Origin of the sequence: Allobosea sp. LjRoot90 (assembly GCF_964254315.1) — a bacterium.
GTDB lineage: Bacteria > Pseudomonadota > Alphaproteobacteria > Rhizobiales > Beijerinckiaceae > Allobosea.
Window position 1 is genome coordinate 124,633 of record NZ_CAXUTF020000007.1, and the last position, 26,308, is coordinate 150,940.

Consider the following 26,308-nt stretch of genomic DNA (forward strand, 5'->3'; position numbering starts at 1 on the left):
CCATGCGGATATTATCCCCAGAACTTGCCGCGCATGTCGCCGGCGAGGCGACCACGCTTTGCCGTTGCTGGAGCCTGACACGCCGCGACGGCGCAGTGCTCGGCTTCACCGATCATGACCGCGATCTGTCCTTCGACGGCACCCTGTTTCGCGCGAATGCGGGCCTCGAAGCCGCCGAGACCAGCGCCGAGCTCGGCTTCGCAACCGGCGGCGGCGACGTGCTCGGTGCCTTGGCGGCGAACGGGCTCAACGAGCAGGATTTGTCGCGCGGCCTCTACGACGATGCCCGTGTCGCGCTCTGGCTGGCCAACTGGGCCGATCCGAGCCAGCGCACCTTGTTGGAGACCGATTTCATCGGCGAGGTGAAGCGCAGCGACACCAATTTCACGGCCGAGGTCCGGGGTCTCGGCAAGGCCTTCGACGAGGAGCGCGGCCGGCTCTACACCGCGAGTTGCTCGGCCGATCTCGGCGATGTCCGTTGCGGGGTCATGCCGGGCTCGTCAGCGGCAACAGTTGCTGCAACGGATGGGCGGCTCTCGCTCACTGCGCCAGCACTCTCCGGTTATGGCGACGGCTACTTCAGCGGCGGCCAGCTGGTCTTCACCGCGGGCGCCAACACCGGCTTCGCCACCGAGATCCGCAGCCACCGCGAAGACGGCGGCGCGGTCGTCTTGCAACTCTGGCAGGCTGCGCCGCAGCCGATCGTAGCCGGCGACCTCTTCACGGCCCAGGCCGGCTGCGACAAGCTATTCACCACCTGCCGCAACAAGTTCGGTAACGACGTCAATTTCCGCGGCTTTCCGCATTTGCCGGGCAACGACTTCATCATTGGCGGCGCCGGCGCGGACAATCCTGGTGCCGGCCCGTTCGATGGCGGGAGCCTGTTCCGATGACGGGCGCCGATACGACGCGCGAACGCATCGTTGCGGCGGCACGCGGCTGGCTTGGCACGCCCTATCACCATCAGGCGTCGCTGCGCGGCGTCGGTTGCGACTGCCTCGGCCTGGTACGTGGGATTTGGCGTGACCTTTATCGCGACGAACCCGAGCCGACGCCACCCTATTCGCCCTACTGGGCCCAGCAGGGTGCGGGCGAGGCACTGGCGCTGGCGGGGGAGCGCCATCTGCGACCTGTCGACCTCGAGGCCGCACAGCCCGGCGACGTCCTGCTCTTCCGCTGGCGCCAGCATCTGCCGGCAGCGCATTGCGCCATCCTGACCGAGCGGGACCGCATCCTGCACGCCCATGACGGCGCGGCGGTCAGCGAGGTCGCCTTCACCGGCTGGTGGCGCCGCCATCTCAGTCACGCCTTCGCCTTTCCGGAGCTCGATCCCTGATGGCCACACTCGTCCTGCAGGTCGCCGGTTCGGTGCTCGGAGCGGCCGTCGGCGGCCCGTTCGGTGCCATGATTGGCCGCTCGCTCGGCGCCATCGCCGGTGCGACCCTCGACCAGAGCCTGTTCGGCGGTGGCGGCGGCACACGCATCGTCGAGGGGCCGCGTCTGAAGGAGATAGACGGCCTCGCCTCGACCGAGGGCGCACCGATCCCACGAGTCTACGGACGGGCCAGGCTCGGCGGCCAATTGATCTGGGCGACGCGCTTCGAGGAGGAGGTGACGACCACCGTCACCCGGACCAAGAGCGGCGGCAAGGGCGGTCAGAAAGCCCAGAAGACCTACGAGGCCACCTACAGCTACTACGCCAACCTGGCAGTCGCGATCTGCGAGGGACCGATCGCCTTCGTGCGCCGGATCTGGGCCGACGGGCGCGAGATCGACTTCAACACCGTGTCGCTGCGGATCCATCGCGGCTTCGAGAACCAGGAGCCCGATCCGCTGGTCGCGGCCAAGGAGGCGGGCGCGGCGCCGGCTTATCGCGGCACCGCCTATGTCGTGTTCGAGCGCTTTCCGCTCGCCGGCTACGGCAACCGCGTGCCGCAATTTTCCTTCGAGGTGGTGCGCGCCGTGCCTGGCCTCGGTGAGATGATCCGCGCCGTGACGTTGATCCCCGGCGCGAGCGAGTTCACCTACGCGCCGACCTTGATCAACCAGGAGCCAGAGGCCGGCGTCACCATCGCCGAGAACCGGCATCAGCTGCACAGCGCCACCGATATCGACGGGGCGATCACACATCTGTTGGCGCTCTGTCCGTATCTGCGGCGCATCTCCCTCGTTGTCAGCTGGTTCGGCGACGATCTGCGGGCCGGCCATTGCACCATCGCACCGCGCGTCGAGATCGCCGACAAGAACACGCCTGACGCGCCGTGGTCGGCAGCGGGCCTTGATCGGCTGACGACCCGCGTCGTCAGCCAGTCGAACGGCAGGCCTGCCTATGGTGGCACGCCTTCGGACGAGAGCGTCGTCGCGCTCATCCGCCGCCTGCGCCACGTCTATGGGCTCGAGGTGGTGCTCTACCCCTTCGTGATGATGGATGTGGAGCAGAACAACGCGCTGCCGGATCCGCATACCGGCAACCCCTCGCAACCGCCGTATCCCTGGCGCGGACGTATCACCTGCTCGCCGGCTCCAGCCCAGCCCGGGTCGCCCGACGGGACACCGGCTGCAACGAGCCAGATCGCGAGCTTCCTCGGCTTGGCCACGGCCGCGGATTTCTCGTTCGACGGCGACAAGGTCATATGCGCACGGCCCGGCGAGTGGAGCTTCCGCCGCGCCGTGTTGCATGCGGCGATGCTCGCCAAGGCGGCCGGCGGGGTCGAAGGCTTCATCATCGGGTCCGAGCTGGTCGGCCTGACGCGGGTGCGCGGGGCTCCGGGCCATTATCCGATGGTCGACGGGTTGGTCGCCCTTGCGGCCGAGGTTCGCGCCATCCTGCCGCCGCCCACCAAGCTGACCTACGCAGCCGACTGGACCGAATACGGTGCCCATGTTCGCGATGGCGGGCAGGAGGTCCGTTTTCCGCTCGACCCGCTCTGGTCGAGCGCCCATATCGACGCGATCGGCATCGACTACTACGCACCGCTGTCCGACTGGCGCGATACACCTGATCATGGCGACCTCGCCATCGCGCGCGGGCCTGCAGATGTCGATTACCTGCGCAAGCGCCTGACCTCCGGCGAGGGGTACGACTGGTATTACGCCAGCCTCGCCGGTCGGCAGGCCCAGACGCGCCTGCCGATCACGGACGGCGCCTTCGGCAAGCCCTGGGTCTTCCGGCAGAAGGATCTGCCGAACTGGTGGCTGAATTCCCATGTCGAGCGTGTCGCCGGCGCGCAGGTTGGCGCTACCGGCTGGTCGCCGGGCGCAAAGCCGATCTGGCTCACCGAGATCGGTCTGCCCGCCGTGGACAAGGGCGGCAACTCGCCGAATGTCTTTCCCGATCCGAAATCGATCGATGGCGGCTATCCGCATTTCTCGACGAGAGCGCGCGACGACCTCGTCCAGGCGCGAGGGCTGGAGGCGATTCTCTCGGGCTTCGATCCCGCGCTCCCGGGGTTCGAGCCGCAGCGCAACCCGATCGCGCCTTCGCTCGGCCTGCGCATGGTCGATCCGGCCAACGTCTTCGTCTGGACCTGGGATGCGCGGCCGTTTCCGGCCTTTCCCGACTTGACCTCGGTCTGGGCGGACGGGGCGAACTACGAGACCGGTCACTGGGTCAACGGCCGCCTCGAAGGCGTGACGCTCGACCGGTTGGTGCGCGCGATCCTGGCCGATTACGGTCTCCCGGTGCCGGATGAACTCGCCATCGACGGCTTCGTCGATGGCTATGTCCTCGACCGGCCGATCTCCGCGCGGCAGGCGCTCGAGCCGCTCGCGCAGGCCTTCGGCTTCGATGCCATCATGTCCTCCGGCAAGCTCGCCTTTCGCGGCCGCGTCGCGACCATCGCCCGCGCCTTGTCGGGAGATGACCTGGTGCTCGATCGCGATGGCCAGCCCTTCGAGCTGCGGCGCGCGCAGGAGAGCGAACTGCCGCGCGAATTGCGCCTGGTCCATATCGATGGGGACAACGATTATCGTCAGGTGACGGCCCGCTCGCGTCGCTTGGCCGGTGCTGCGCGCCGGGAGAACGCCGTCGAGCTTCCCGCGGTCACGCGCCGTGCCGAAGGGCAGCGTCTCGCCGATCAGCGGTTGCAGGAGATCTGGGCGGGCCGCGAAACGCTCGAATTGGAGCTGTCGCCGCGCTGCGTCGATCTCGAAGCGGGCGATGTGGTCTCGCTCGATGTTGCCGGCCGGCCCCGTCTGTTCAGGCTGACGCGGATCAGCGATGGCCCGACCCGGCGCGCCAGTGCACGCGCGGTCGAGCCCGCCATCTATCGCGGTGCGGCAGCAGGCGCGACGGCGGGCGAGCGGCCTCCGAAAGTCCCTCCGCGGATCGCAGGGCGGCCGGACACCCTGATCCTCGACCTTCCGATCGCGCGCGAGGTGGCGCCCCCCTTGCAGTCGCTCGCTGCCTTCGCCGATCCTTGGCCTGGTGCGTTGGCGATCTGGCGCGCCGCCGAGGGCATGCCGTTCGCATTGGTCGGCGTCGTCGCGGCGCCGTCGATCATGGGCGAGACCTTGACCGAGCTCGTGCCTGGGCCGCTCTGGCGCACTGACCGGCATGCTTCAGTCGAAGTGCGGCTGCGCGGCGGCAGCCTTGCCTCGATCGCTCCGGAGGCAGCGCTCGCTGGGGGCAATGCGCTCGCCTTCATCGACTCGGCAGGGGAAGTCGAGATCGCGACAGCGGCGCGGGTCGAACTGATCGGCGCGCGGACATTCCGGCTGTCGCAGATGGTGCGCGGGCTTGGCGGTTCGGAGGGAGCCGCGGCGCGAACACTGGCCCCAGGTGCACGCGTGGTCGTGCTCGATGGCGCGGCGGTCCCGTTGACCACGAGCCTCGACGATATCGGCCGGCATGTCCGCTACCGGATCGGCCCGCCCAATGCCGATGTCGCCTCCGCCTCGATGCGCGAGATCTCCACGACGATCGGAATCGCGCCGTTGCGGCCGCTCGCGCCGGTAGGCGTTCGGGCCCGGCGCCTGCCATCCGGCATCGCCTTGAATTGGATCCGGCGGAGCCGCCTCGGTGGCGATTCCTGGGAAACAGCCGAGGTGCCGCTCGGGGAGGATATCGAGCGCTATCGGATGACGATCCGCGCGAGCGGGGCCCCTGTCCGGACCGTCGAGGTCGATGCGCCGGCCATGGTCTATGAAGCGGCGCAGGAACTCGCCGACTTCGGCAGCCCTCAGGCCGCGCTCGACGTCGAGCTGGCGCAGCTCAGTGTCGTCGCGGGGCCGGGTCTTCCCTGGCGTGGACTCGTCACGGTCCACTGAGCTAGCCTCACGCTGATGTTCATGGCGCATTCACGCATACCGGGCTAGCCCATAGCGATGATGCTGCTCGACCCTAACGTCGCGATTTTCGCGTTCGTCATCGCCACCGCTTCGCCGGTGGAGACGGTCGATTCGCCGCCGCCGATCTCCTGCCTGTCGGCGCAGGAAACGCGCGAGGCTGTGTCGGACGGCAAGGTCATGCAACCCGCCACGGCATCTCGCCATGCCCGCGACGCCGCGCCCGGCGAGGTCCTGCGGATCAGGCTCTGCCGCCAGGGCGACGAGTTCGTCTATGTGGTGACGACGATGAAGCGCGACGGCCGCGTCGCCCGGGTGACGCTAGACGGCGCCTCGGGCAAGGTGGCGGATATCCGCTAGTTCCGCTATGTCGCGTTCCTGATCCGCCAATCGGAGAAAAGCCGCCGTGCGATTGCTCGTCGTCGAGGACGACAAGGACCTCAACCGCCAGATCGTCAATGCGTTGGAGAACGCCGGCTATGCCGTCGACAAGGCTTTCGACGGAGAGGAGGGGCTCTATCTCGGCGAGACCGAGCCCTATGACGCGGTGATCCTCGATCTCGGCCTGCCCAAGGTCGACGGCGTCGCCGTGCTGCAGGGCTGGCGCCGGGCTGGCAAGACCATGCCGGTGCTTATCCTGACGGCCCGCGATCGCTGGAGCGACAAGGTCTCGGGCTTCGACGCCGGCGCCGACGACTATGTCGTCAAGCCTTTCCACATCGAGGAACTGCTCGCCCGTGTCCGCGCCCTGCTGCGCCGCGCGGCGGGCCACGCCACTGCCGAGCTGATCTGCGGTCCCGTCCGTCTCGATACACGCGCCAGCCGCGTCGTCGTCGACGGCAACCCGGTCAAGCTCACCTCGCACGAATACCGGCTGCTCGCCTATCTGATGCATCATCAGGGCCGCGTGGTCTCGCGCACCGAGCTGGTCGAGCATCTCTACGATCAGGACTTCGATCGCGATTCCAACACGATCGAGGTCTTCGTCGGCCGCCTGCGCAAGAAGCTCGGTGTGGACGTCATCGAGACCGTGCGCGGCCTCGGCTATATCGCTGCCGCGAAAGCCTGAGGCCGTCATGCCGGTCACGCGGCAGCGCTTCTCGCTCGGCGCCCGGCTCTTCATTTCGGCCGCGATCTGCTGCGCGCTGGTGCTGATCCTCGCTGGCTTCGGCCTCACCACCTTCTATCGGCGCGCGGCCGAGCGCGGCTTCGACGAGCGTCTCAGTGTCTATATCAAGGAGCTGGTCGCCGATCTTGCGGCCCCGCCCGAGGCCGAACGCCAGGCGATCGGTGACCTCGGCGAGCCGCGCTTCGATCTGCCGCTCTCGGGTTGGTACTGGCAGATCATCCGGCTCGACGGCGAGCGCCCGACGATACGCACCTCGCGCTCTCTCGTCGGCGGGCAACTGCCGAAGCTGCTCGACCAGAATTTGCAGCCGAATGCTCGTGGCTTGCGCGAGAGCTACGTCTCCGGCCCCGACGAACGGCGCCTGCGCGTGCTCGAACGCGAGATCGATGTCGGGGAGGATGGTCGCTTCACCGTCGGCGTTGCGGCCCCGGCTGATGAGATCGAGGGCGATATCCGCGATTTCCGCTTCGCCCTGACGCTGACCTTCCTGTTCCTCGGTCTCGCTTTGGTCGCCTCGACCATCGTCCAGGTCCGCTTCGGTCTGCGCCCGCTGGCGCGCTTGCGCGCCGCGGTTGGGACGGTGCGTACCGGCGAGAGCACGCGCATCGCCGGGCGCTATCCGCCCGATCTTGCGCCGCTGGCAGGCGAACTCAACCAGCTGATCGACGCCAACCGCGAAATCCTGGAGCGCGCCCGGACCCAGGTCGGCAATCTCGCCCACGCGCTCAAGACGCCTCTCAGCGTGATGCAGAACGAGGCCGAGGCCGGGCAGGGTGCTTTGTCCCAGACCATTCGCCATCAGACCGCGGTCATGCGCGACCAGGTCCAGTACTATCTCGACCGGGCTCGGGCTGCTGCCTTGTCCGGCGCCCTCGGTGGTGTTTCAGAGATAGCTCCCTCGCTCGACGCGTTGATCCGGACCTTCGAGAAGATCGCGCAGGGCAGGGCGATCGAGGGCAGTCACACTGTTCCTGTCGGCGTCCGTTTTCGCGGCGAAAAGCAGGATCTCGAGGAAATGCTCGGCAATCTGCTCGACAACGCCTTCAAATGGGCGCGCACCGACGTGCAGGTCAGCCTGGCGCCAGATGCGCAGACCCCGGAAGGACGTCTCGTCCTGCTGATCGATGATGACGGGCCAGGACTCCCCGACGAGGCGATGGCCGACGTTCTCAAGCGCGGCCGCAGGCTTGACGAGACGACGCCGGGCTCTGGTTTGGGCCTGTCGATCGTCGTCGATCTCGCCAAGCTTCATGGCGGCGGTCTCTCTTTGGAGCGTTCGCCGCTCGGCGGCCTCAGGGCCCGCCTCGTCCTGCCAGCGGTCTGACGCCGCATTGCCCGCGTGACCCTTTGTCGCCATCTTCGGACATGAACCGGCACCTTCGAACGGTTATGAACGGCGAATGCTGATCTGGATCATCTTCGCGGCCATGACAGGCGCGGCGGTCATGGCGGTGCTCTGGCCGCTTGGCCGCCAGGCACCAACGCTTTTCGCCGACACGGCCGGAGCCACCGCGCTCTACCGCGCGCAACTCGCTGAAATCGATCGCGACCTCGGCCGCAAGCTGATCGGCGGCGTAGAGGCCGAGGCGGCCAAGGCCGAGGCGGCCCGCCGGCTTCTGCGCGAAACGGCGACTGAATCGATGCCGGCCGGCGAGAGCGAGCCGGCCCTGCGGCGACGCCGCGCGGCATCCGCGATCGCGCTGTCCTGTGTGCCCTTGCTCGCGCTGCTGATCTACGGCGCCTACGGCTCGCCGACGACGCCAGACCAGCCGCTCGCGGCGCGGATGAAGGCCAATCCGGCGCAGGATTTCGAGCTGGCGCTGGCACGGATCGAGTCCCATCTCGCCGCCAACCCCACCGACGGCAAGGGCTGGAGCGTGCTCGCTCCGGTCTATCTGCGTCAGGGGCGTTTTGACGACGCTGCAAAGGCCTTCGCCAACGCGATCCGCTATGATGGCGCGACGACCGAGCGTCAGGGCGGCCAGGCCGAGGCGCAAATGCTTGCCGCGGGAGGCGTCGTCACGGCCGCGGCGCGCTCAAGCCTGGCCGAGGCGCTGAAGCTCGATCCGGCCAATCCGCGTGCCCGCTTTTTCATGGCGATCGCCCAGGAACAGGACGGGCAGGTGCCGGCCGCGATCGCGGCGCTCAAGGCCCTGCTCGCCGATGCGCCGACCGACGCGCCCTGGACGTCTACGGTGCGTGCACGCCTCGAAGAATTGGAGCGTTCCTCTGCTCCGGCCGATGCGATCGCCAGCCTGCCCGAGGCCGAGCGTATGACGGCGATCCGCGGCATGGTCGACGGCCTCGCCGCGCGCCTCGCCGAGGGCGGCGGCAGTCTTGCCGACTGGTCGCGCCTAATCCGCTCGCAAGCCGTCCTTGGCGAACGCGAGGCGGCGCAGAAGTCGCTGTCCACCGCCCGCGAGCGTCTGGCCTCCGATCGAGCCGCAGCTTCCGCTCTCGATGGCTTGCGCACCGAGCTCGGCCTGCAGGAGGCGGCGCGATGACCGTCCAGGCCGGTATCTCCGCCACGCCGCCGCGCAAGCGCTTGACACGCAAGCAGCGCCGTCTCGTCGTGATCGCCTCGGTCGGTGTCGTGCTCGGCCTCGCAGCCGGGCTGGTCGCCTACGCACTCCGGGATTCGATCGTTTTCTTCTACGGACCGACCGAGATCGTCGAGAAGGGTCTCACGCCCGGCACACGCTTGCGCCTGGGCGGCCTCATCGAGACTGGATCGGTCGAGCGCGGCCCCAATCAGCGGGTCAGCTTTGCCGTCACCGACGGGAAAACCAGGACCATGGTCAGCTACACCGGCCTGCTGCCGGATCTTTTCCGCGAAGGGCAGGGTGTGGTGACCGAAGGCGTGCTCGAAGCGCCGGGGCGTTTCCGCGCCGATTCCGTCCTCGCCAAGCATGACGAGACCTATATGCCGCGCGAAGTCGCTGATGCATTGAAGAAGCAGGGCCATTGGCAGCCCGGCGAAACCAAGGCCGGCGCGCCCGCAGCGCCGGCGATGAAGTAGGGCCGCTCCGATGTTCGTCGAAATCGGCCATTTCGCTTTGGCGTTGGCGCTCGGTGTCGCGGTCGTCCAGACGATCGTGCCGCTCTGGGGCGTGGCCAGGAACGACGCGGCCCTGGCCTCGGTCGGCCCGGCGGCGGCAATCGCCTGCTTCCTTCTGGTCGCGCTCTCCTTCGGCTGCCTGATGATGTCCTACGCGACATCCGATTTCTCGGTCGAGAACGTCGTCGCCAATTCGCATTCGACGCAGCCGCTGATCTACAAGCTGACCGCGGTCTGGGGGAACCATGAGGGCTCGATGCTGCTCTGGGTCCTTATCCTGGTCCTGTTCGGGGCGCTGGTTGCGCTGTCGCGCCGCTCGTTGCCGGCGAAGCTGCGGGCCGGCACGCTCGCGGCTCAAGGCAGCGTCAGCGTTGCCTTCCTCGCCTTCACGCTGCTGACCTCGAACCCGTTCCGGCGGCTCGTTCCGGCGCCGGGCGAGGGGCAGGATCTCAACCCGATTCTGCAGGACCTCGGCCTCGCGATCCACCCGCCGCTGCTCTATGTCGGCTATGTCGGGTTCTCGATCACCTATGCCTTCGCCGTCGCGGCACTGATCGAGGGCAAGATCGACGCGGTGTGGGCGCGCGCCGTCCGGCCCTGGACCTTGCTGGCCTGGACTTTCCTGACGCTCGGCATCGCGATGGGCTCTTACTGGGCCTATTACGAGCTCGGTTGGGGTGGCTGGTGGTTCTGGGACCCTGTCGAGAACGCCTCGCTGATGCCCTGGCTCGCCGGGACGGCGCTGATCCACTCGACCGTGGTGATGGAGAAGCGCGACGCCCTCAAGGTCTGGACGATCCTGCTCGCCATCCTGACCTTCTCGCTCTCGCTGCTCGGCACCTTCATCGTCCGCTCCGGCGTGCTGACCTCGGTGCATTCCTTCGCCAGCGATCCGCAGCGCGGCCTGTTCATCCTCGGCATCCTGATCGTCTTCATCGGTGGCTCGCTGGCGCTGTTCGCCTGGCGCGCACCGCTTTTGAAGCAAGGCGGCCTGTTCGCGCCGGTCTCGCGGGAGAGCGCGCTCGTCGTCAACAACCTCTTCCTGGCGACCGCTTGCGCCACCGTCTTCATCGGAACGCTCTATCCGCTGGTGCTGGAGATGGTGACCGGCGACAAAATCTCGGTCGGCCCACCCTTCTTCAACGCCACCTTCGTGCCGCTCTTGGTGCCGCTCCTGCTGCTGCTGCCGATCGGCCAGACACTGGCCTGGAAGCGCGGCGACCTGCTCGGCGCCGCCCAGCGCGCCCAGATCGCATTCGGCGTCGGCGTGATCACGACGCTGGCGATCTTCGCGTTCGTCCGTGGCGGGCCGGTTCTGGCGCCGCTCGGTATCGGCCTTGGTGTCTTCCTGGTGGTGGGAGCCTTCTGGGAGATCGGCGAGCGCGTTGTCGCGCGTGCCAGCGGCGCCTCGGCGATCTGGTCGCGGGCGAAGGGCCTGCCGCGCTCGGCCTGGGGTAGCGCGCTCGGCCATGCCGGCGTCGGTATCAGCGTGATCGGCATTGCCGCTACTGCCTGGGGCACCGAGGCGATCGGCATGCTCAAGGTTGGCGAGAGCATGACCAGTGGCCGTTACACCGTGACGCTGGAGGCGGTGACGCCGCGCACCGGGCCGAACTATCGCGAGGACGCGGCCCGCTTCCGCATCGTCGCCAATGGTCGCGAGCTTGAGCCGGTCGAGGCGATGAAGCGCGTCTATACTGCGCGCGCCATGCCGACCACCGAGGCCGGCATCCGCACCAAGGGGCTTGGGCAGGCCTATATCAGCCTGGGCGAACTCGACGACAGCGGCGCTATCGCGGTCAAGCTGCACGACAAGCCGCTGATCCTCCTGATCTGGATCGGCGCACTGGTGATGGCGGCGGGCGGCGGGCTCTCAATCACCGATCGGCGCTTCCGGCTGGCCGCGCCGCGGCGCGTTGCGGCGCCGGCCGCGCTTCCGCAGCCGGCCGAGTGAACCCGATGCGCGCTGTCCTGCTCCTCCTGGTCGGGCTATCGGCGTTCTCGGCTCCGGCTGCTGCCGTGCAGCCTGACGAGGTGCTGAAGAACCCGGCGCTGGAACAGCGCGCGCGGGGGATCTCCTCCGGCCTGCGCTGCCTGGTCTGCCAGAACCAGTCGATCGACGATTCCGATGCGCCGCTCGCCAAGGATCTGCGCATCCTGGTACGCGAACGGCTCACTGCCGGTGATAGCGACGGGGCGGTGATCGATTTCGTCGTCGCCCGTTATGGCGACTTCGTCCTGCTGCGCCCGCCGATGAATATGCGCACAATCGCGCTCTGGGCCGCGCCCTTCCTCATCGTGCTGTTCGGGGCAGTCTTTATCTGGCGCCAGCGCAATCGCAGCGCCGCTCCGGCCAGCGCCACACTGACTGCCGAAGAGCAGGCAAGGCTGGACGAGTTGGTGAAGCGCAGCGATTCATGAGCAAGCTCAGACCGAGATGCCGCATTGTCGGTGCATTTCGCCTGTGATTGACGGTGTGAGATAGGCGCCCCACGTCATCCGGCCGGCGCGGAGCGAAGACGGGCCAACGCTGGCCTGATTGGCGAAAACCCGCGCAAAGCAAGCAGCGACCGCGCCGGAATAGCCTCGCGAGGCAGCGATCCTGAGACCGGCCTGGTAAGCTCCGCCGCGATATTGCGACGTGACCGGGCCCGGCTGCTGTCGCCTCTGCCTCAGATCACCCAGTCGGTCGACGCCGCAGCGGCGTTGCAGTTCGGCGTTGTAGGTCGGTGTCGAGGCAGCAACCCAGCTTCTTCGCCCGTCGGGTTTTTCTCTGACCACCGCATGCTTGGCGAAGACCCGCCCATAGCATTCAGGGTTGTCGTAGCCGCGTCGCTGCGCAAGGCGTATTCCGGTTTCGTAAGCGGGCATGTCTTGCGCCAGGGCGCCTTCCCCGGTGAGCATCAATGCGGCGAGGGCGATACAACCAATCGCGTGTTTCATGTCGGCCTGCTCTTATCGCGCGCATCGACTGTAGGGAGCATCGTGACCGATCCGGCGTCAAGCCAACTCCTGCCCGATGCCCCGCCAACCTTACGAAACTGTCATCATCGGGCGAAATCCAGGTAAGGCGCCGCCCGTCATGGTCCACCTCACGAAGCAGGGAAGGCCTGCCTTCCGCATCGAGGTCAGAACCATGATCACCCCAGAGTCCAACAACACCGCCGACACCACCGTTCGTTCGCCGGCCACCGCCCGCTCGATCCTGAAGCGCGGCGCGATCGTCGCCGGCGCGGCGACGCTCAGCATCGGCCTGATGGCCGGTCTCGCCGACAATTTCCTGAACACTCACGGTGCCGCCAACGCGCAGCCGATCCAGCTCTCCGGCCTGCAGCAGACGCAGCTGCCGTCCTTCGCCGATGTGGTCGACCGGGTTAAGCCCGCCGTCGTCTCGGTCCGCGTCAAGGCCAAGGTCGTCGCCAGCGCCGACGAGGAGAGCGGCCCGGCCGGTGTCGAAGGCCTGCCGCCCGGCCACCCGCTCGAGCGCTTCTTCCGCCGCTTTGGCGAGGAGGGCGCGAGCCCGCGCGGGCCGCAGCAGCAGCCGCGCGTCCAGCTCTCGCAGGGCTCGGGCTTCTTCGTCAGCCAGGACGGCTATGTCGTCACCAACAACCATGTCGTCGCCAACGCGGCCGAGGTTCAGCTCGTCACCGACAGCGGCAAGACCCTTTCGGCCAAGGTGATCGGCACCGATCCCCGCACTGATCTCGCACTGCTCAAGGTCAACGAGTCCGGCAACTATCCCTTTGTCCAGCTCGCTGCGGGCAAGCCCCGCACCGGTGAATGGGTGCTTGCGGTCGGCAATCCGTTCGGCCTCGGCGGCACCGTGACCGCGGGCATCGTCTCGGCGCAAGGGCGCGATATCGGCTCCGGCCCGTATGACGACTTCCTGCAGATCGACGCGGCGGTGAATCGCGGCAATTCCGGCGGTCCGACCTTCAACCAGAAGGGCGAGGTCGTCGGCGTCAACACTGCGATCTACTCGCCCTCCGGCGGCAATGTCGGCATCGCCTTCGCGATTCCCGCCGCCACCGTCCAGAGCGTCGTCGAGCAGCTCAAGGAGCACGGCTCGGTCGCCCGCGGCTTTATCGGCGTGCAGATTCAGCCGGTCACCGCCGAGGTTGCCGACGCCATCGGCCTGAAGGATGCCAAGGGCGCGCTGATCGCCGAGGCGCAGGCCAATGGCCCGGCCGCCAAGGCCGGCCTGAAGCGCGGCGACACTATCCTTGCCGTCAACGGCGAGAAGATCGCCGACGCCCGCGAGCTCTCGCGCAAGATCGCGACCTTCGCGCCCGGCGCCAAGACGAGCCTGACCATCTGGCGCGATGGCAAGGAGCGCGAGGTCTCGTTCGAGGTCGGACGCCAGCCGGCGGCCTGACCCGGGCCTATCCAGATCGGGCATGCTCTTGCGCGTAGCGTTCAGTTCATCTGCAAGAGCATTGTCCGGGCGGATGGTTTCCCCCGGTTGTCACGTCGCCCCCTGCCGGGAATGCCAGCCGTCACGGCGGCAGGTCGGATCGTCACCTCCGACCTGCCGCTTTTCGTTTGCTTGAGTTAGGTTGCCGCCATGCGACTCCTGATCGTTGAAGACGACGCCGAGGCGGCAGCCTATCTGGTTAAGGCCTTTCGCGAGGCCGGCCACGTCGCCGACCATGCCCCTGACGGGCTCGAGGGCTACGCCATGGCGCAGGGCGGCGGCTACGACGTGCTCGTCGTCGATCGCATGCTGCCACGGATGGACGGGCTCTCGGTGATCCGCTCATTGCGCGAGCAGGGCGAGACGGTGCCGGCGCTGATCCTCTCGGCGCTCGCCCAGGTCGACGACCGGGTGAAGGGTCTCCGGGCCGGTGGCGACGATTACCTGCCCAAGCCCTATGCCTTCTCCGAATTGCTCGCCCGGGTCGAGGTGCTCTCGCGCCGTCGCGGCGCACCGGCCTCCGAGCCGACGAGCTATCGCGTCGGCGATCTCCTGCTCGACAGGCTGGCGCACCGCGTCACCCGCGCCGGCGAGGAGATCGTGCTGCAGCCGCGCGAGTTCCGCCTGCTCGAATATCTGATGAAGCATGCCGGACAGGTCGTGACCCGCACCATGCTGCTCGAGAACGTCTGGGATTATCACTTCGATCCGCAGACCAATGTCATCGACGTGCATGTCTCGCGGCTGCGTTCCAAGGTCGACAAGGGTTTCGAGCACCCGATGATCCACACCATCCGCGGCGCGGGATACATGGTCCGTGACTCAGCTCGCTGATCGCCGGGTCCCGGAAGCCGGAGCGTCGTCCGGCCGCCTGCGCTTCCTGCCGCATCTCGTGCGTACAACGGCTTTCAAGCTGACGGCGCTGTATCTTATCGTCTTCGCGCTCTTTGCCGTCTTCGTGCTGGGCTATGTCGCCTGGAACGCCAAGAACCTGCTCGACGATCAGATCCGCTCGACCATCGACGCCGAGATCCAGGGCCTGGCCGAGCAGCAGCGTCTCGGCGGCATCAGGCGGCTCGTCCAGGTCATCGAGCGGCGCTCGCGCGGGCCGGGCGCCTCGCTCTATCTCGTCACCACGCCGCTGGGCGAGCGCATCGCCGGCAATATCGAGGCGCTGCCGCCGGGCACGCTCGACCGCCAGGGCGAGAGCGAGATCGAGTACGCCCGCTCATCCGAGGCGCTTGACCAGACCAACCACGCCATCGTCCGCGTCTTCATGCTGCCGGCGGGCTTTCGCCTGCTGGTCGGCCGCGATGTCGAGGAACGTGAGCGCCTGCGCGTCGTCATCAAGCGCGCCGCAGCCTGGTCGTTCCTGCTCGTCGTCGTGCTCGGCTGCTTCGCCGGCTGGTTCGTGGCGCGACGCGTGCTGAAGCGCATCGACGGCATGAACGACACCGCCCGCTCGATCATGGCCGGCGACCTGAAGGGCCGGCTCGCCATCGCCGGCACCGGCGACGAGCTCGATCGGCTGGCCGAGAACCTCAACGCCATGCTCGACCGGATCGGCGAGCTGATGAGCGGCATGCAGCAGGTCTCGGACAATATCGCCCACGACCTCAAGACGCCGCTGACCCGCCTGCGCAACCGCGCCGAGGAGGCCTTGCGCACGGCGCAGTCGCCCGAGCAGTTGCGCACCGCGCTCGACGGCGCGATCGAGGAAGCGGACGGGCTGATCCGCGTGTTCAACGCGCTCCTGATGATCGCGCGGCTCGAGACCCGCCAGATCACCGACAGCATGGCGCCGCTCGACCTCGCCGAGATCGTCGATGGGCTCTCCGAGCTTTACGAGCCACTGGCCGAGGAGGCGGGGCTCACTTTGTCCGCCTCGGTCGAGCCCGACCTGTCGTTTACCGGCAATCGCGAGCTGATCGGCCAGGCGCTGGCCAATCTGATCGACAACGCGCTGAAATACGGCAAGCCGGAAGGAGATGCGCCCGCGACCGTGGCGGTCACGGCAAAGCGTATCGGCGAAACGATCGAGCTCGGCGTCGCCGATCACGGCGCCGGCATTCCCGAAGCAGATCGCGGCCGTGTGCTCGAGCGTTTCGTCCGGCTCGACCAGAGTCGTACGAAGCCGGGTTTCGGGCTCGGGCTCGCGCTCGCTTCGGCGGTCGCGCATTTGCACGGCGGTGCGATCCGCCTGTCGGACAATGCGCCGGGGCTCGATGTCGTGATGTTGCTGCCGGTTGCGCCGCCTTCTGTGGACAGGCCTCTCCCGGAGGCGCCTGCGGGCTCGACATCGCAGCCGAACGGGGCAGGGTTCCAGTCGGCTTGATCAAGAGCTGAAAGGCTCCCTTGAGCCGGTCGTCGCGGAGGTCAGTGTGGGCGAGCCGTTATGCGAGCGCCTCAAGGCAGCGCCTGTCCTGCCGGCGCGCCGCAAGGTCGAGGCGCTCTGGCGCGAGGAGCTAATCGAGCGCCTGTTCGACGCCGGTTCTGGCGAGCGGCTGGTCGCGCACCTTGCTGGGAATGACGCCTCGGCCGCGCTGGTCGCAGGCATCCTCGCCCATTCGCCCTTCCTGACCCAGATCATGCGGCGCGATCCGGAGGGGTTGCTCGCCTCGCTGACGACCGACCCCGATGAGCGCCGCGACGCGCTGCTGGCCGGCATCGCCAGCTTCGCCACACCGGAGACGGCGACCGCCGACCTGATGCGCGAGCTGCGCCGCTTTCGGCAGGCGATGGCGCTCCTGCTCGCGCTCGCCGATATCGGTGGCGTCTGGCAGGTGGAGACGGTCACCGCGGCACTCAGCGCCACCGCCGACATGGCGGTGAAACTCGCGAGCGAACATGCGCTGCATCAGGCCGCCGGCCTCGGCCGGATCGAGCTTCCCGACCCGGCCGAACCCGGCAAGGGCTCGGGTCTCGTCGTGCTGGCGCTCGGCAAGCATGGCGCCGGCGAGCTGAACTACTCCTCCGACATCGACATCGTCGTCTTCTTCGATCCGGAGATGGCCGAGGCCGCCGGCGTCGGCGAGCCGTCGAGCTTCTTCGTCAAGCTCACCCAGCAGATCGCCCGCATCATCCAGGAGCGCACGCCGGACGGCTATGTCTTTCGCGTCGACCTGCGCCTGCGGCCCGATCCGGGCTCGACTCATGTCGCGGTCGCCTTGCCGACTGCCTATGCCTATTACGAGACCGTCGGCCAGAACTGGGAACGCGCTGCGATGATTAAGGCGCGGCCCGTCGCCGGCGATCTCGATCTCGGCCGCCGTTTCATTGCCGATCTCGCGCCTTTCATCTGGCGCAAATATTTCGACTTCGCCGCCATCGCCGACATCCATGCGATGAAGCGCCAGATCCAGTCGGTGAAGGGCTTCGAGACGCTCAGCTTGCCCGGCCACAACGTCAAGCTCGGCCGTGGCGGCATTCGCGAGATCGAATTCTTCGTCCAGACCCAGCAGCTCGTCTTCGGCGGAAGGCGCCCGGCGCTGCGCGGACCGCGCACGCTCGACATGCTGGGCGAACTGACCAAGGAGAACTGGATCAGCCCGCAGGCCCGCGACGAGCTGACGGAATCCTATTGCTGGCTGCGCACCATCGAGCACCGGCTGCAGATGCGCCATGACGAGCAGACGCAGACGCTGCCGACGGACGGCGCCGATCTCGATGCCTTCGCCCGCTTCTGCGGCTACCCCTCGGCCAAGGCCTTCGGCAAGGATCTGGAGGCGCACGCAAGGCGCGTCGAGAGCCACTACGCCTTGTTGTTCGAGGATGCCCCAAGCCTTGCCAGCGAGGCCGGCTCGCTCTCCTTCACCGGCACCGAGAACGATCCTGAGACCCTGGCGACGCTGACTAAACTCGGCTTCCGCCAGCCGCCAGCCGCGGCCGAGACCGTGCGTGGCTGGCATTTCGGTCGCCGCGCCGCCGTTACCAGCGCCCGCGCCCGCGAGGTACTGACCGAGCTGACGCCGGCGCTGCTGGTCGCGCTCGGCCGCACCACCGATCCGGACGGCGCGCTCGCCCATCTCGACAATGCCTTCGTGCGCATGCCGGCGGCGGTCGAATTGCTGACCCTGCTGCGCTCGCACGAGGCCCTGCTGCAGCTCTTCGCCGAAATCCTCGGCAGCGCGCCGCGCCTCGCCAAGGTCGCGGCGCTCTATCCGCATGTGCTCGATGCGGTGATCGACCCCGCCTTCAGCGCCCCGCGCCACGATGCCGAGCGGGTGGCACAGCGCGTGCGCGCCATGGTCGGCATGCCGCCACCCAGCGTCGAGGACGGGCTCGACCGCATGCGTGATGCTGCCCGGCAGGAGAACTTCCTCGTCGGTGCCCGGCTGCTCTCCGGCGTGGTCAATGCCGAACAGGCGGCGCAGGGTTATGCGGCGGTCGCGGAGGCCTGCATCCGCACCGCCTTCGACGACACCCGCGCCGCCTTTGCCACCGACCATGGCCTCGTTGCGGGTGCCGAGGCCGTGGTGCTCGGCATGGGCCGTCTCGGCGCCGGTGAACTCACGCCCTCATCCGATCTCGACGTCATGCTGCTCTATGAGCGGCCGGACGACGCCGAGGCCAGCGATGGCGGGCGTCCGCTCGACCCCGTCACCTGGCATGTCCGTTTTACCCAGCGGCTGGTCGCGGCGCTGACGGTGCCGACCCGGCGCGGCACGCTCTACCAGGTCGACATGCGCTTGCGGCCCTCCGGCAACAAGAGCCCGGCAGCGACGCAGTTCGAAGGCTTCAAAGCCTATCATCAGGGCGAGGCCGAGATCTGGGAGGAGATGGCGCTGACCCGCGCCCGCGTCGTTGCCGGCGACGCCGGCCTGCGGGCGAAGGTGGAGGCCGCGATCCGGGACATTCTCCTGCGCAAGCGCGAGCCGGCCAAGGTCGCGGCGGCCGTCGCCGAGATGCGGGCGCTGATCGCCAAGGAGAAGGGCGAGAGCGATCCCTGGGATTTGAAGCTCGCTGCCGGAGGGCTGACCGATCTCGATTTCCTCGCGCAGTTCCTGGTGCTGGCCCATGGCCACGACCATCCGCAGCTTCTCGCCCGCACCACCGCGGGGGTCTTCCTTGCGGCGCGCGATACCGGTGTCATCGCAGCCGAGGATGCCGAGAGGCTCGCGGGCGCGGCGCGCTTCATCGGCGACGTCCAGCTCTGGCAGCGTTTCGCGGTGGAGGAGAGCTTCGATCCCAAGGCCGTGCCGGAGCGCGTCCTGAGGCGGATCGCAACCGCGGTCGGCTTGCCCGACGCCAAGATGCTGAAGGCCGAGCTCGACGAGACGCGCAGCGCCGTACGCGCGATCTTCAAGCGCCTGCTGGGCGGCGCGCGCGCTGCCTGATTGCCGCTCCGGCCTTACTCCGCTGCGGTCAGCTTGACCGGCGGCTCGACCGGCTCCGGCCGCGAGCCCTTGGTTTTCTGGGCCGGCGCCCGCACGACCCGGTTCCGGCCCTCCTGTTTCGCGCGATAGAGCGCGGCGTCGGAATTGGCGAGCAGCTCGCGCGTCGAGTTCGAGGTGAGTGGTGCGCAGGCGACACCGAGGGAGGCGGAGACCTGGGCTCCGTTCAGCTCCGACAGGGCTTCGATGCTGACCCTGATGCCTTCGGCTTTGGCCGCGGCCATCTCCAACCCGCAATTGGGCAGCACCACGATGAGTTCCTCGCCGCCATAGCGGCAGGCGATATCGGTCTCGCGCAGCTGGTTGGTGATTGCGGCGGCCGTGTCGCGCAGCACGGCATCGCCCTTGGCATGGCCGTGCTGGTCGTTGAGGCGCTTGAAGTGATCGAGATCAATCATGATCACCGAGACCTCGGTCTTCTCGCGCTCGGCCAGGCGGACGACGCGCTCGAGCGCATCCTCCATGTAGCGGCGGTTATAGAGGCCGGTCAGCGGATCACGTAGCGCCTGGCTGCGCAGCTTGTCGCGCAGGGCGATGTTCGAGAGCGCGAGCGACATGGCGTCGGCGAGCGCGGCGCCGATGCTTGCTACGTCCTTGAGGCGCTTCTCGGCCTGATCGCCGTCGCAATAGATCTGCAGAAGGCCGAGGATCTCGCCGCGGGCGATCATCGGGATCTCCAGCGCGTAATCGCTGACGTTGTAGTGCTCGCAGCGAAGCTTGTGCGAGCTCGGATGATTGATGTGCGGTTTGCCGCGCTTCAGCGCCCAGCACTGCTGCAGTCCGATCGCATCCGGCAACGCTTCCCGGTTCGGGCGTCCCCAGCTGGTCGACAGCGTGAGGCGGTCGCGCGAGTTGTTGAAGACATAGAGTGCGCCGCCGAGGTCGGGGACGAGATCGGCTGCAGCCGCGCGCAGCACGGCATTGGCGTCGCCAAGGTCCAGAGCGCTCTGCAGCATCTCGGTCATCTCGAACAGGCGCGAGACCTGCTCGCGCGATGCGTTCGCACTGCCGACCGCGAGGTCGCGCGCCCTGGCGTCACGCGCACTGCTGCGCGAAGCGCCGAGGAAGGCGAGGATGCAGAAGGCGCCCGTCATGATCTGCAGACCCAGCACGATGCTCGTCGCACCGGCGATCCTGCGATTGAGCGAGGCCTCGATCGCTTCCTTCCTGGTCAGATCGGCCAGGATCGCGTCGGTGAGGATCGTCGTGTTCGGCCGGATCTCGCGGGCTACATAGACCGATTGCGCGATCTCGGGCTGCTTTGCGATAACCGCCGAGACCGTATCGGCCCAGCCGGCCTTGAGTGCTGTGAGGATGGCGCTCGTCGGAACCTCTTCCGTCCTGCGCAAGGCGGTCCTGGGGAAACTGTCTTGAGGGAAGGTGTTCAGCCAGTTGAGCGCCTTGGCGTAGCTGAACAGCTTGGGCTCGCTGTCGTGCCTGATCATCAGATCGGCGACGGTGGCACCGGTTTCCATCACCGCCTGGCGTGCGACGCGTAAGGTCCTGGCGCTCTTGCGCACCTCGTCCACCAGTGCCTGCTGGTGGCTGATGTAAACGAAGCCGGAAAAGACCAGCGCGATCATCGCGGCGAGGAAGGCGATCGTCACCATCGACGAGCGCCTCAGCGCGCCGCCCGCCTTTCGGCCGGCCTGCGGGCCGTCGGATGCGAGATGGGTTTGCATTGCTCTAACCCCGGAAACGCACCGGCTGGTGGGTCGGCGCGACTGCTCGAGGCAGGCTTGCCCCCGCTGGGTTGAGGCTTCGTCAAGTTGCTGGGTTAAGAGGCGCTGAAGAATGCCGTGAGGTTTCGCGGCATCGGGCGGTCACTGCGATCCTGCGGAATGGGCTCAGGCCGCCGCCGCGATCGCCTCGTCGGCCCTGTGCCGCAGCGGCAGGTGAACCATCACGATCGTACCCGAGCCCATGATCGAGCGGATCCGGAGCGAGCCGCCATGCAGCTCGGCGAGAGAGCGGGCTATGGCGAGGCCGAGGCCGGAGCCGCCATGACTGCGCGCCAGCTCGCCCTCGACCTGCTCGAATGGGCGGCCGATGCGGCCGAGCTTCTCGCGTGGAATGCCGATGCCGGAATCCTCGACATAGAGGTTGAGTGCGTCGGGCGCCGGCTTGACGCGGACCGCGATCTGGCCGCCCTCGGGCGTGAACTTGATGGCGTTGTCGACGAGATTGCCGACGATCTGGAAGAGGGCGTGCGAGTCCGCCTCAAGGCGCAGATCGCTGCCGATATCGCTGGTGAGGGAGAGCCGCTTGTGCGCGATCGCCTCGCGATGACAGTTGATCGCTTCGCCGACCACGAGGTCGAGCGCGACATCCGTCTTCTCGAGCTCGATCTTGCCGGCCTCGATCCGGGCCATGTTGAGGATGTCGTTGATCACCGCGAGCAGGTAGCCGCCGCTGGAGCGGATGTCGCGGACATATTCGACATAACGCTCGGAGCCGAGCGGGCCGAACAATCCGTCATCCATGATCTCGGAGAAGCCGAGGATGGCGTTGAGCGGCGTGCGCAGCTCATGGCTCATATTGGCGAGGAATTCCGATTTGGCGCGGTTGGCGGTTTCGGCCGAGGCCTTCTGCTCGAGATAGAGTTCGGCGAGTTCGGCGAGCTGCTGGGCTTGCGCCTCCAGTTTCTGCCGCGACGACTTGAGATCGGTGACGGTCTTGAGCAGCTCGTGCTCGGAGCGGGTCAGGCGCTCCTCCTGCTGCTTCAGCATGGTGATATCGGTGCCGACCGAGACCGAGCCGCCATCCTTGGTCCGGCGTCCGTTGATCTGCAGCCAGCGCCCGTCCGAGAGCTTCGCCTCGTAGGAGTGGCTACCCGAGCCCGGGCGCGAGCTGCGGACCGGCTCGCGGTCGATGCTCGGCTGGGCGCTATGGCTCATGATCTGCTCATAGCTCGTGCCGGTGCGCATCAGCTCCGGCGACAGCATGTGCAGCTGCTGGTACTTGGCATTGCAGAGCACGAGCTTCTGCTCGGCATCCCAGAGGACGAAGGCCTCCGAGATCGCCTCGACCGCGTCGCGCAGCCGGGCGTCGGACGTCGCGGTGCGGGCCGCCATGCGGCGCTGCTCGGAGATGTCGACGACGATGCCGACGAGGTGCTGCGCATGGGTCCGGCGGTCGGTGACCAGCTCGGCCCGGGCCTTGAGCCAGACCCATTCGCCGGAGGCGTTGCGGACACGGAACTCCTGGTCGAGATGGTTGGTCTCGCCGCGGCTGACCGCATCGGCCAGGCCGTAGAGATCGGCGTCGTCGGGATGGATGAAGGCGTTGACCTCGCCGAAGGACATGTACTCGCCGGAGCGGTCGTAGCCGAGCATCGCATACATCGAATCCGACCAGTACATCCGGCCCCTGGCCAGGTCCCAGTCCCACAGGCCGCAATGGCCACGGCTGAGCGCGGTGTCGATGCGATCCCGCACGCAGTCGCAATCCTCGTCGGCGGCGCGGGCGCGCCGGGACTGGAGGACGAACGCGGCGGTGATGCCGGCGAGCACGATCGCCGCCGAGCCGAACAGGACCAGGAGCGAGCGTCGGCGCTCGTCCCAGGTCGACAGCGCGCGCTTGACCGGATGGAGCACCGCGACCTGGCCAAGCGGTGCAGCAAGGTTGCGGACGGTGGCGAGGACCTCGATCCCGCCGGGCAGCGTGATCGGCATGACCCCGGCCCGGTCGGCGAAGACCGTCAGCGCTTGTCCCGGACCGAGAAGGTCGACGAGGTTACGCTCGCTTACGCCGATCGCCGGCTCTCCGGCGACAACACGGCCGCTCGGGTCGCTGACATAGACGATGCGGCCGCGGCCGGCGATATGCTTGGTGGTCAGCGTCGTGAGTGCGCTCTCGGGGCGCTTGTCTTCCTTCGAGGCTAGATCGATCTCGCGCACAAGCAATGTGGCGAGCGCGTCGAGGTCCATTGCTGCGTCGTCGAGTGCATCATCGCGCAATGCGCTGGTCTGGACATAGGCTCCGAGCGCCAGCAGCAGGACGAAGCCAGCGACCAGCGCCGGGATGACTTTCCGGAAGATCGGCTCCATCTGCTCGAAGCGCTGATAGAGCGGATGGGTCAGGGATCGTGCTACGCCGAGCACCGAATTTGCGCGCACGTGTGCGCAAGCCGCGTCAGCACGCGTCATGCCCGTCCCCCTTCGGAAGCGATGTACCGTCAGTAAGATCGGGAGACGTGCCGCATCCCCGAATCACCGTCAGTTGAATCCGCAGGAGTCGCTTTGTCTAGCGGAAACTTCGTTCTTTGCGCGACTTTGCAAGCAAGAGTTGTAGTGTCGAATCGGTTGAATCTTGCACGCGCAGGACTTCGTTAACCTTTGAGGCAAAGCGGCCTTGAGGCGCCCGTCACCGACCCTTTCAAGCCAGTGAACGGGCGGCGATATCGGCGACGTCGCGCGACAGGTTCGGGGTCGTCCGGACCATGCGCAAGGCCGCTTCCGCCTTGGCCCGGCGCACCGGCTCCAGCATGCGCCAGCTCTTGAACGAGCCGAGCAGGCGCGAGGCGACCTGCGGGTTGGTCCGGTCGAGTGCGATGACGATGTCGGCGATGAAGCCGTAGCCTTCGCCGTCGGCGCGGTTGAACTGCGTCAGGTTGGCGGCAAAGCCGCCGATCAGGCCGCGCACCCGGTTGGGATTGCCGAGTGAGAAGGCCGGGTGGTTCATCAACCCCTTGACCCGCGCGAGCGTGCCGTCTTCCGCGATCAGCGCCTGCGCCATCAGCCATTTGTCGAGCACCAGCGGCTCGCGGGCATAGAGCTCGCCGAAGCGCGCGATCAGCTCCTCGCGCTCGGCTCCCGGAACCAGCGTCATCGCGGCCAGCGCCGCGAGGCGGTCGGTCAGGTTATCGGCCTCGGAGAACTGCACCAGCGCCAGCCGCGCGCCCTCGGCCGGGGCCCCCAGAGCAATCAACCCCAGCGCCTCATTGCGGAGCGCGCGCCGCCCGGCCGGCGCCGCGGCCGGCGAATATGGGCCGCGTTCGGTGAGGCTGTCGCGCAAGGTGGCGAGCTGGCCGGCGAGCGCGCTGCCGATCGTGGCCGAGAGCCGGCGATGGGCGCCATGCACGACAGCAGGGTCGACAGCGATTCCGATCTCGCGGGCGATGTCGGCCGGAGCCGGCAGGCGCAACACTTGCGCGGCGAAGGCTGGATCCAGCGCGGGGTCGGAAAGGAAGCCGGAAAGCGCCTTGGCGAGCGCCGCGGCGGTTGCATCCAGCGTGGACATGTCGCCCTTGCCGGCGCGCACCAGCGTCCGCGTCGCCACGGTCTGCAGCGCCTGCCAGCGGTTGAAGGAATCGCTGTCGGCGGTGAACAGCGTCAGCAGTTCGTTGTCGCCGAGGTCAAGTTCGAGCCGCACCGGTGCCGAGAAGCCGCGCAGCAGTGACGGCGTCGGCGCTTCCTGCACATCGGTGAACGTCAGGGACAGCGAAGGCTGGTCGAGCACGACCACTCCGCCGGCTTTCAGCGCCGGCGAGATGCTGGCGAGCGGCAGGTCTCCGTCCTTGCCGACGAGGCCGAGCGCGACGGGGATGACCACCGGCTGCTTGTCCGATTGGCCGGGTGTCGCCGGCGTCGATTGGGCGAGCTGCAGCGTGTAGCTCTTCGCCTGGGCATCATATTTGCCGGAGGCGACCACGGTCGGCGTGCCGGCCTGCTCGTACCACCGCGCGAAATGGGCGAGGTCCTGGCTCGAGGCCTCGACGAAGCAGTCGAGGAACTCCTCGATCGTCGCGGCGGTGCCATCGCAGCGCTCGAAATAGAGGTCCATGCCGCGCGAGAAGGCGTCCTCGCCGATCAGGACCTTGAGCATGCGGATCACCTCCGCGCCTTTCTCATAGACCGTCGGCGTGTAGAAGTTGTTGATCTCCTTGTAGGCGCGCGGCCTGACCGGGTGGGCCAGGGGGCCGGCATCCTCGGAGAACTGCGTCGAACGCAGCGTGCGGACATCGGCGATGCGCTTCACCGGGCGCGAGCGCTCGTCGGAGGAGAATTCCTGGTCGCGGAAGACGGTGAGGCCTTCCTTCAGGCAGAGCTGGAACCAGTCGCGGCAGGTGATGCGGTTGCCGGTCCAGTTGTGGAAGTACTCATGCGCGATGATCGCTTCGATCGAGGCGTAGTCGCCATCGCTCGCCGTCAGCGGGTCGGCCAGCACATATTTGTCGTTGAAGATGTTGAGGCCCTTGTTCTCCATCGCGCCCATGTTGAAGTCGGAGACGGCGACGACGTTGAACACGTCGAGATCATAGTTGCGGCCGAAGACGCGCTCGTCCCAGCGCATGCAGCGCACCAGCGAATCCAGCGCCCAGCCGGCGCGCCCGGCCTTGCCCGGCTCGACATAGACCGCGAGCTCGACCTTATGGCCATCCGCAGTGACGTAATCCTGCCGGACATGGTCGAGTTTGCCGCCGACCAGAGCGAAGAGATAGGCCGGCTTCGGGTGCGGGTCGTGCCAGACGGCAAAATGCCGTTCGCCGCCGGGCAGCTCGGCCGCCGCGACGAGGTTGCCGTTGGAGAGCAGCACCGGCGCCTGCGTCTTTTCCGCTTCGAGGCGGACCGTATAGACGCTCATCACGTCCGGCCGGTCGAGGAAATAGGTGATGCGGCGGAAGCCGTCGGCCTCGCATTGCGTGCAGTAGACGCCGCTGGAGCGGTAGAGACCCATCAACTTGGTGTTGGCGCCGGGGTCGAGCGTCGTCTCGATCCTGAGCGAGAACGCCCGCACCGGCGGGGCATGGATCGTCAGCCCCTGCGGTGAGAGGGAGTACAGGGTGGGATCGAGCGGGACCTCGTCGAGCAGGATGGAGTCCGGCGTCAGCTCATCGCCGTCGAGCATCAGCGGCGCTCCTGCATGGCCGGCCGGGTTCGGCCGCAGCTGCAGCTGGGAGCGCACCCTGGTCCGTGTCGGGTCGAGGACGATGTCGAGGTCGACGGTGTCGATCAGCCAATCGGAGGGGCGATAATCCTCAAGGCGGATCAGCGGGGCGTCTTCGGCGCGCATGGGCTCAGCTCGCT

General features: G+C 67.7%; 18 protein-coding genes. 14 read left to right on the top strand and 4 right to left on the bottom strand.

Translation table 11 applies throughout. The features are described 5' to 3' along the window. Positions 1–2: 2 nt before the first annotated feature. From ACSQ3M_RS22860 to ACSQ3M_RS22905, 10 genes are all read left to right on the top strand, one after another. Positions 3–893, top strand: coding sequence for a DUF2163 domain-containing protein (locus tag ACSQ3M_RS22860; RefSeq protein ID WP_436152372.1), 891 nt, complete (start codon positions 3–5; stop codon positions 891–893). Continuing rightward, positions 890–1,336, top strand: a complete 447-nt coding sequence (locus tag ACSQ3M_RS22865; RefSeq protein WP_436152373.1) for an NlpC/P60 family protein — start codon at positions 890–892, stop codon at positions 1,334–1,336. The genes ACSQ3M_RS22860 and ACSQ3M_RS22865 overlap by 4 nt, the downstream gene beginning before the upstream one ends. Then, the gene (locus ACSQ3M_RS22870; RefSeq protein WP_436152374.1) at positions 1,336–5,268 is read left to right on the top strand and encodes a baseplate multidomain protein megatron; all 3,933 of its coding nucleotides are present in this window, start codon (positions 1,336–1,338) and stop codon (positions 5,266–5,268) included. Before ACSQ3M_RS22865 ends, ACSQ3M_RS22870 begins: the two co-directional genes overlap by 1 nt. A 57-nt stretch (positions 5,269–5,325) precedes the next feature. Then, positions 5,326–5,646: a PepSY domain-containing protein gene (locus ACSQ3M_RS22875; protein WP_129158242.1), complete on the top strand. Its 321-nt coding sequence runs from the start codon at positions 5,326–5,328 to the stop codon at positions 5,644–5,646. A gap of 46 nt (positions 5,647–5,692) precedes the next feature. Beyond that, a complete protein-coding gene (locus ACSQ3M_RS22880; RefSeq protein ID WP_110490706.1) occupies positions 5,693–6,355 on the top strand; it encodes a response regulator transcription factor in 663 nt (220 codons plus the stop codon). Positions 6,356–6,362: 7 nt separating this feature from the next. Continuing rightward, positions 6,363–7,739 carry an ATP-binding protein gene (locus ACSQ3M_RS22885; RefSeq protein WP_436152375.1) on the top strand — a complete coding sequence of 459 codons (1,377 nt, stop codon included), beginning with the start codon at positions 6,363–6,365 and terminating at the stop codon, positions 7,737–7,739. Between the two features lie 76 nt (positions 7,740–7,815). Beyond that, positions 7,816–8,919, top strand: coding sequence for a c-type cytochrome biogenesis protein CcmI (gene ccmI, locus ACSQ3M_RS22890; protein WP_436152376.1), 1,104 nt, complete (start codon positions 7,816–7,818; stop codon positions 8,917–8,919). A 41-nt stretch (positions 8,920–8,960) separates the two neighbouring features. After that, entirely contained in the window at positions 8,961–9,434 is a 474-nt protein-coding gene (ccmE, locus tag ACSQ3M_RS22895; protein ID WP_436152551.1) for a cytochrome c maturation protein CcmE, read from the top strand. A gap of 10 nt (positions 9,435–9,444) precedes the next feature. Further along, on the top strand, positions 9,445–11,427 hold the full coding sequence (locus tag ACSQ3M_RS22900; protein ID WP_436152377.1) for a heme lyase CcmF/NrfE family subunit: 1,983 nt from the start codon (positions 9,445–9,447) through the stop codon (positions 11,425–11,427). A gap of 5 nt (positions 11,428–11,432) precedes the next feature. After that, on the top strand, positions 11,433–11,894 hold the full coding sequence (locus tag ACSQ3M_RS22905; RefSeq protein ID WP_436152378.1) for a cytochrome c-type biogenesis protein: 462 nt from the start codon (positions 11,433–11,435) through the stop codon (positions 11,892–11,894). A 6-nt stretch (positions 11,895–11,900) separates the two neighbouring features. Here ACSQ3M_RS22905 and ACSQ3M_RS22910 read toward each other — a convergent pair whose 3' ends face one another. After that, complete coding sequence (locus tag ACSQ3M_RS22910; RefSeq protein ID WP_436152379.1) at positions 11,901–12,416, bottom strand: hypothetical protein; 516 nt, start codon at positions 12,414–12,416, stop codon at positions 11,901–11,903. 193 nt (positions 12,417–12,609) lie between these two features. On the opposite strand from ACSQ3M_RS22910, the gene ACSQ3M_RS22915 reads away from it, so the two are divergent. The 4 genes from ACSQ3M_RS22915 to ACSQ3M_RS22930 all read left to right on the top strand — a co-directional run bounded on the left by ACSQ3M_RS22915 (position 12,610) and on the right by ACSQ3M_RS22930 (position 19,223). Beyond that, entirely contained in the window at positions 12,610–13,848 is a 1,239-nt protein-coding gene (locus tag ACSQ3M_RS22915; RefSeq protein WP_436152380.1) for a trypsin-like peptidase domain-containing protein, read from the top strand. A gap of 189 nt (positions 13,849–14,037) precedes the next feature. Continuing rightward, positions 14,038–14,721: a winged helix-turn-helix domain-containing protein gene (locus ACSQ3M_RS22920; RefSeq protein WP_436152381.1), complete on the top strand. Its 684-nt coding sequence runs from the start codon at positions 14,038–14,040 to the stop codon at positions 14,719–14,721. Beyond that, a complete protein-coding gene (locus ACSQ3M_RS22925; RefSeq protein ID WP_436152382.1) occupies positions 14,705–16,222 on the top strand; it encodes an ATP-binding protein in 1,518 nt (505 codons plus the stop codon). Before ACSQ3M_RS22920 ends, ACSQ3M_RS22925 begins: the two co-directional genes overlap by 17 nt. A 46-nt stretch (positions 16,223–16,268) precedes the next feature. Next, on the top strand, positions 16,269–19,223 hold the full coding sequence (locus tag ACSQ3M_RS22930) for a bifunctional [glutamine synthetase] adenylyltransferase/[glutamine synthetase]-adenylyl-L-tyrosine phosphorylase (protein ID WP_436152383.1): 2,955 nt from the start codon (positions 16,269–16,271) through the stop codon (positions 19,221–19,223). Between the two features lie 14 nt (positions 19,224–19,237). Here the strand turns inward: ACSQ3M_RS22930 and ACSQ3M_RS22935 are convergent, their stop codons facing one another. The 3 genes from ACSQ3M_RS22935 to pepN form a co-directional block, all read right to left on the bottom strand. Then, positions 19,238–20,962 carry a sensor domain-containing diguanylate cyclase gene (locus tag ACSQ3M_RS22935; protein WP_436152384.1) on the bottom strand — a complete coding sequence of 575 codons (1,725 nt, stop codon included), beginning with the start codon at positions 20,960–20,962 and terminating at the stop codon, positions 19,238–19,240. 165 nt (positions 20,963–21,127) lie between these two features. Next, on the bottom strand, positions 21,128–23,428 hold the full coding sequence (locus ACSQ3M_RS22940; protein ID WP_436152385.1) for a PAS domain-containing sensor histidine kinase: 2,301 nt from the start codon (positions 23,426–23,428) through the stop codon (positions 21,128–21,130). Between the two features lie 229 nt (positions 23,429–23,657). Further along, on the bottom strand, positions 23,658–26,294 hold the full coding sequence (pepN, locus tag ACSQ3M_RS22945; RefSeq protein ID WP_436152386.1) for an aminopeptidase N: 2,637 nt from the start codon (positions 26,292–26,294) through the stop codon (positions 23,658–23,660). Positions 26,295–26,308 lie beyond the last annotated feature (14 nt).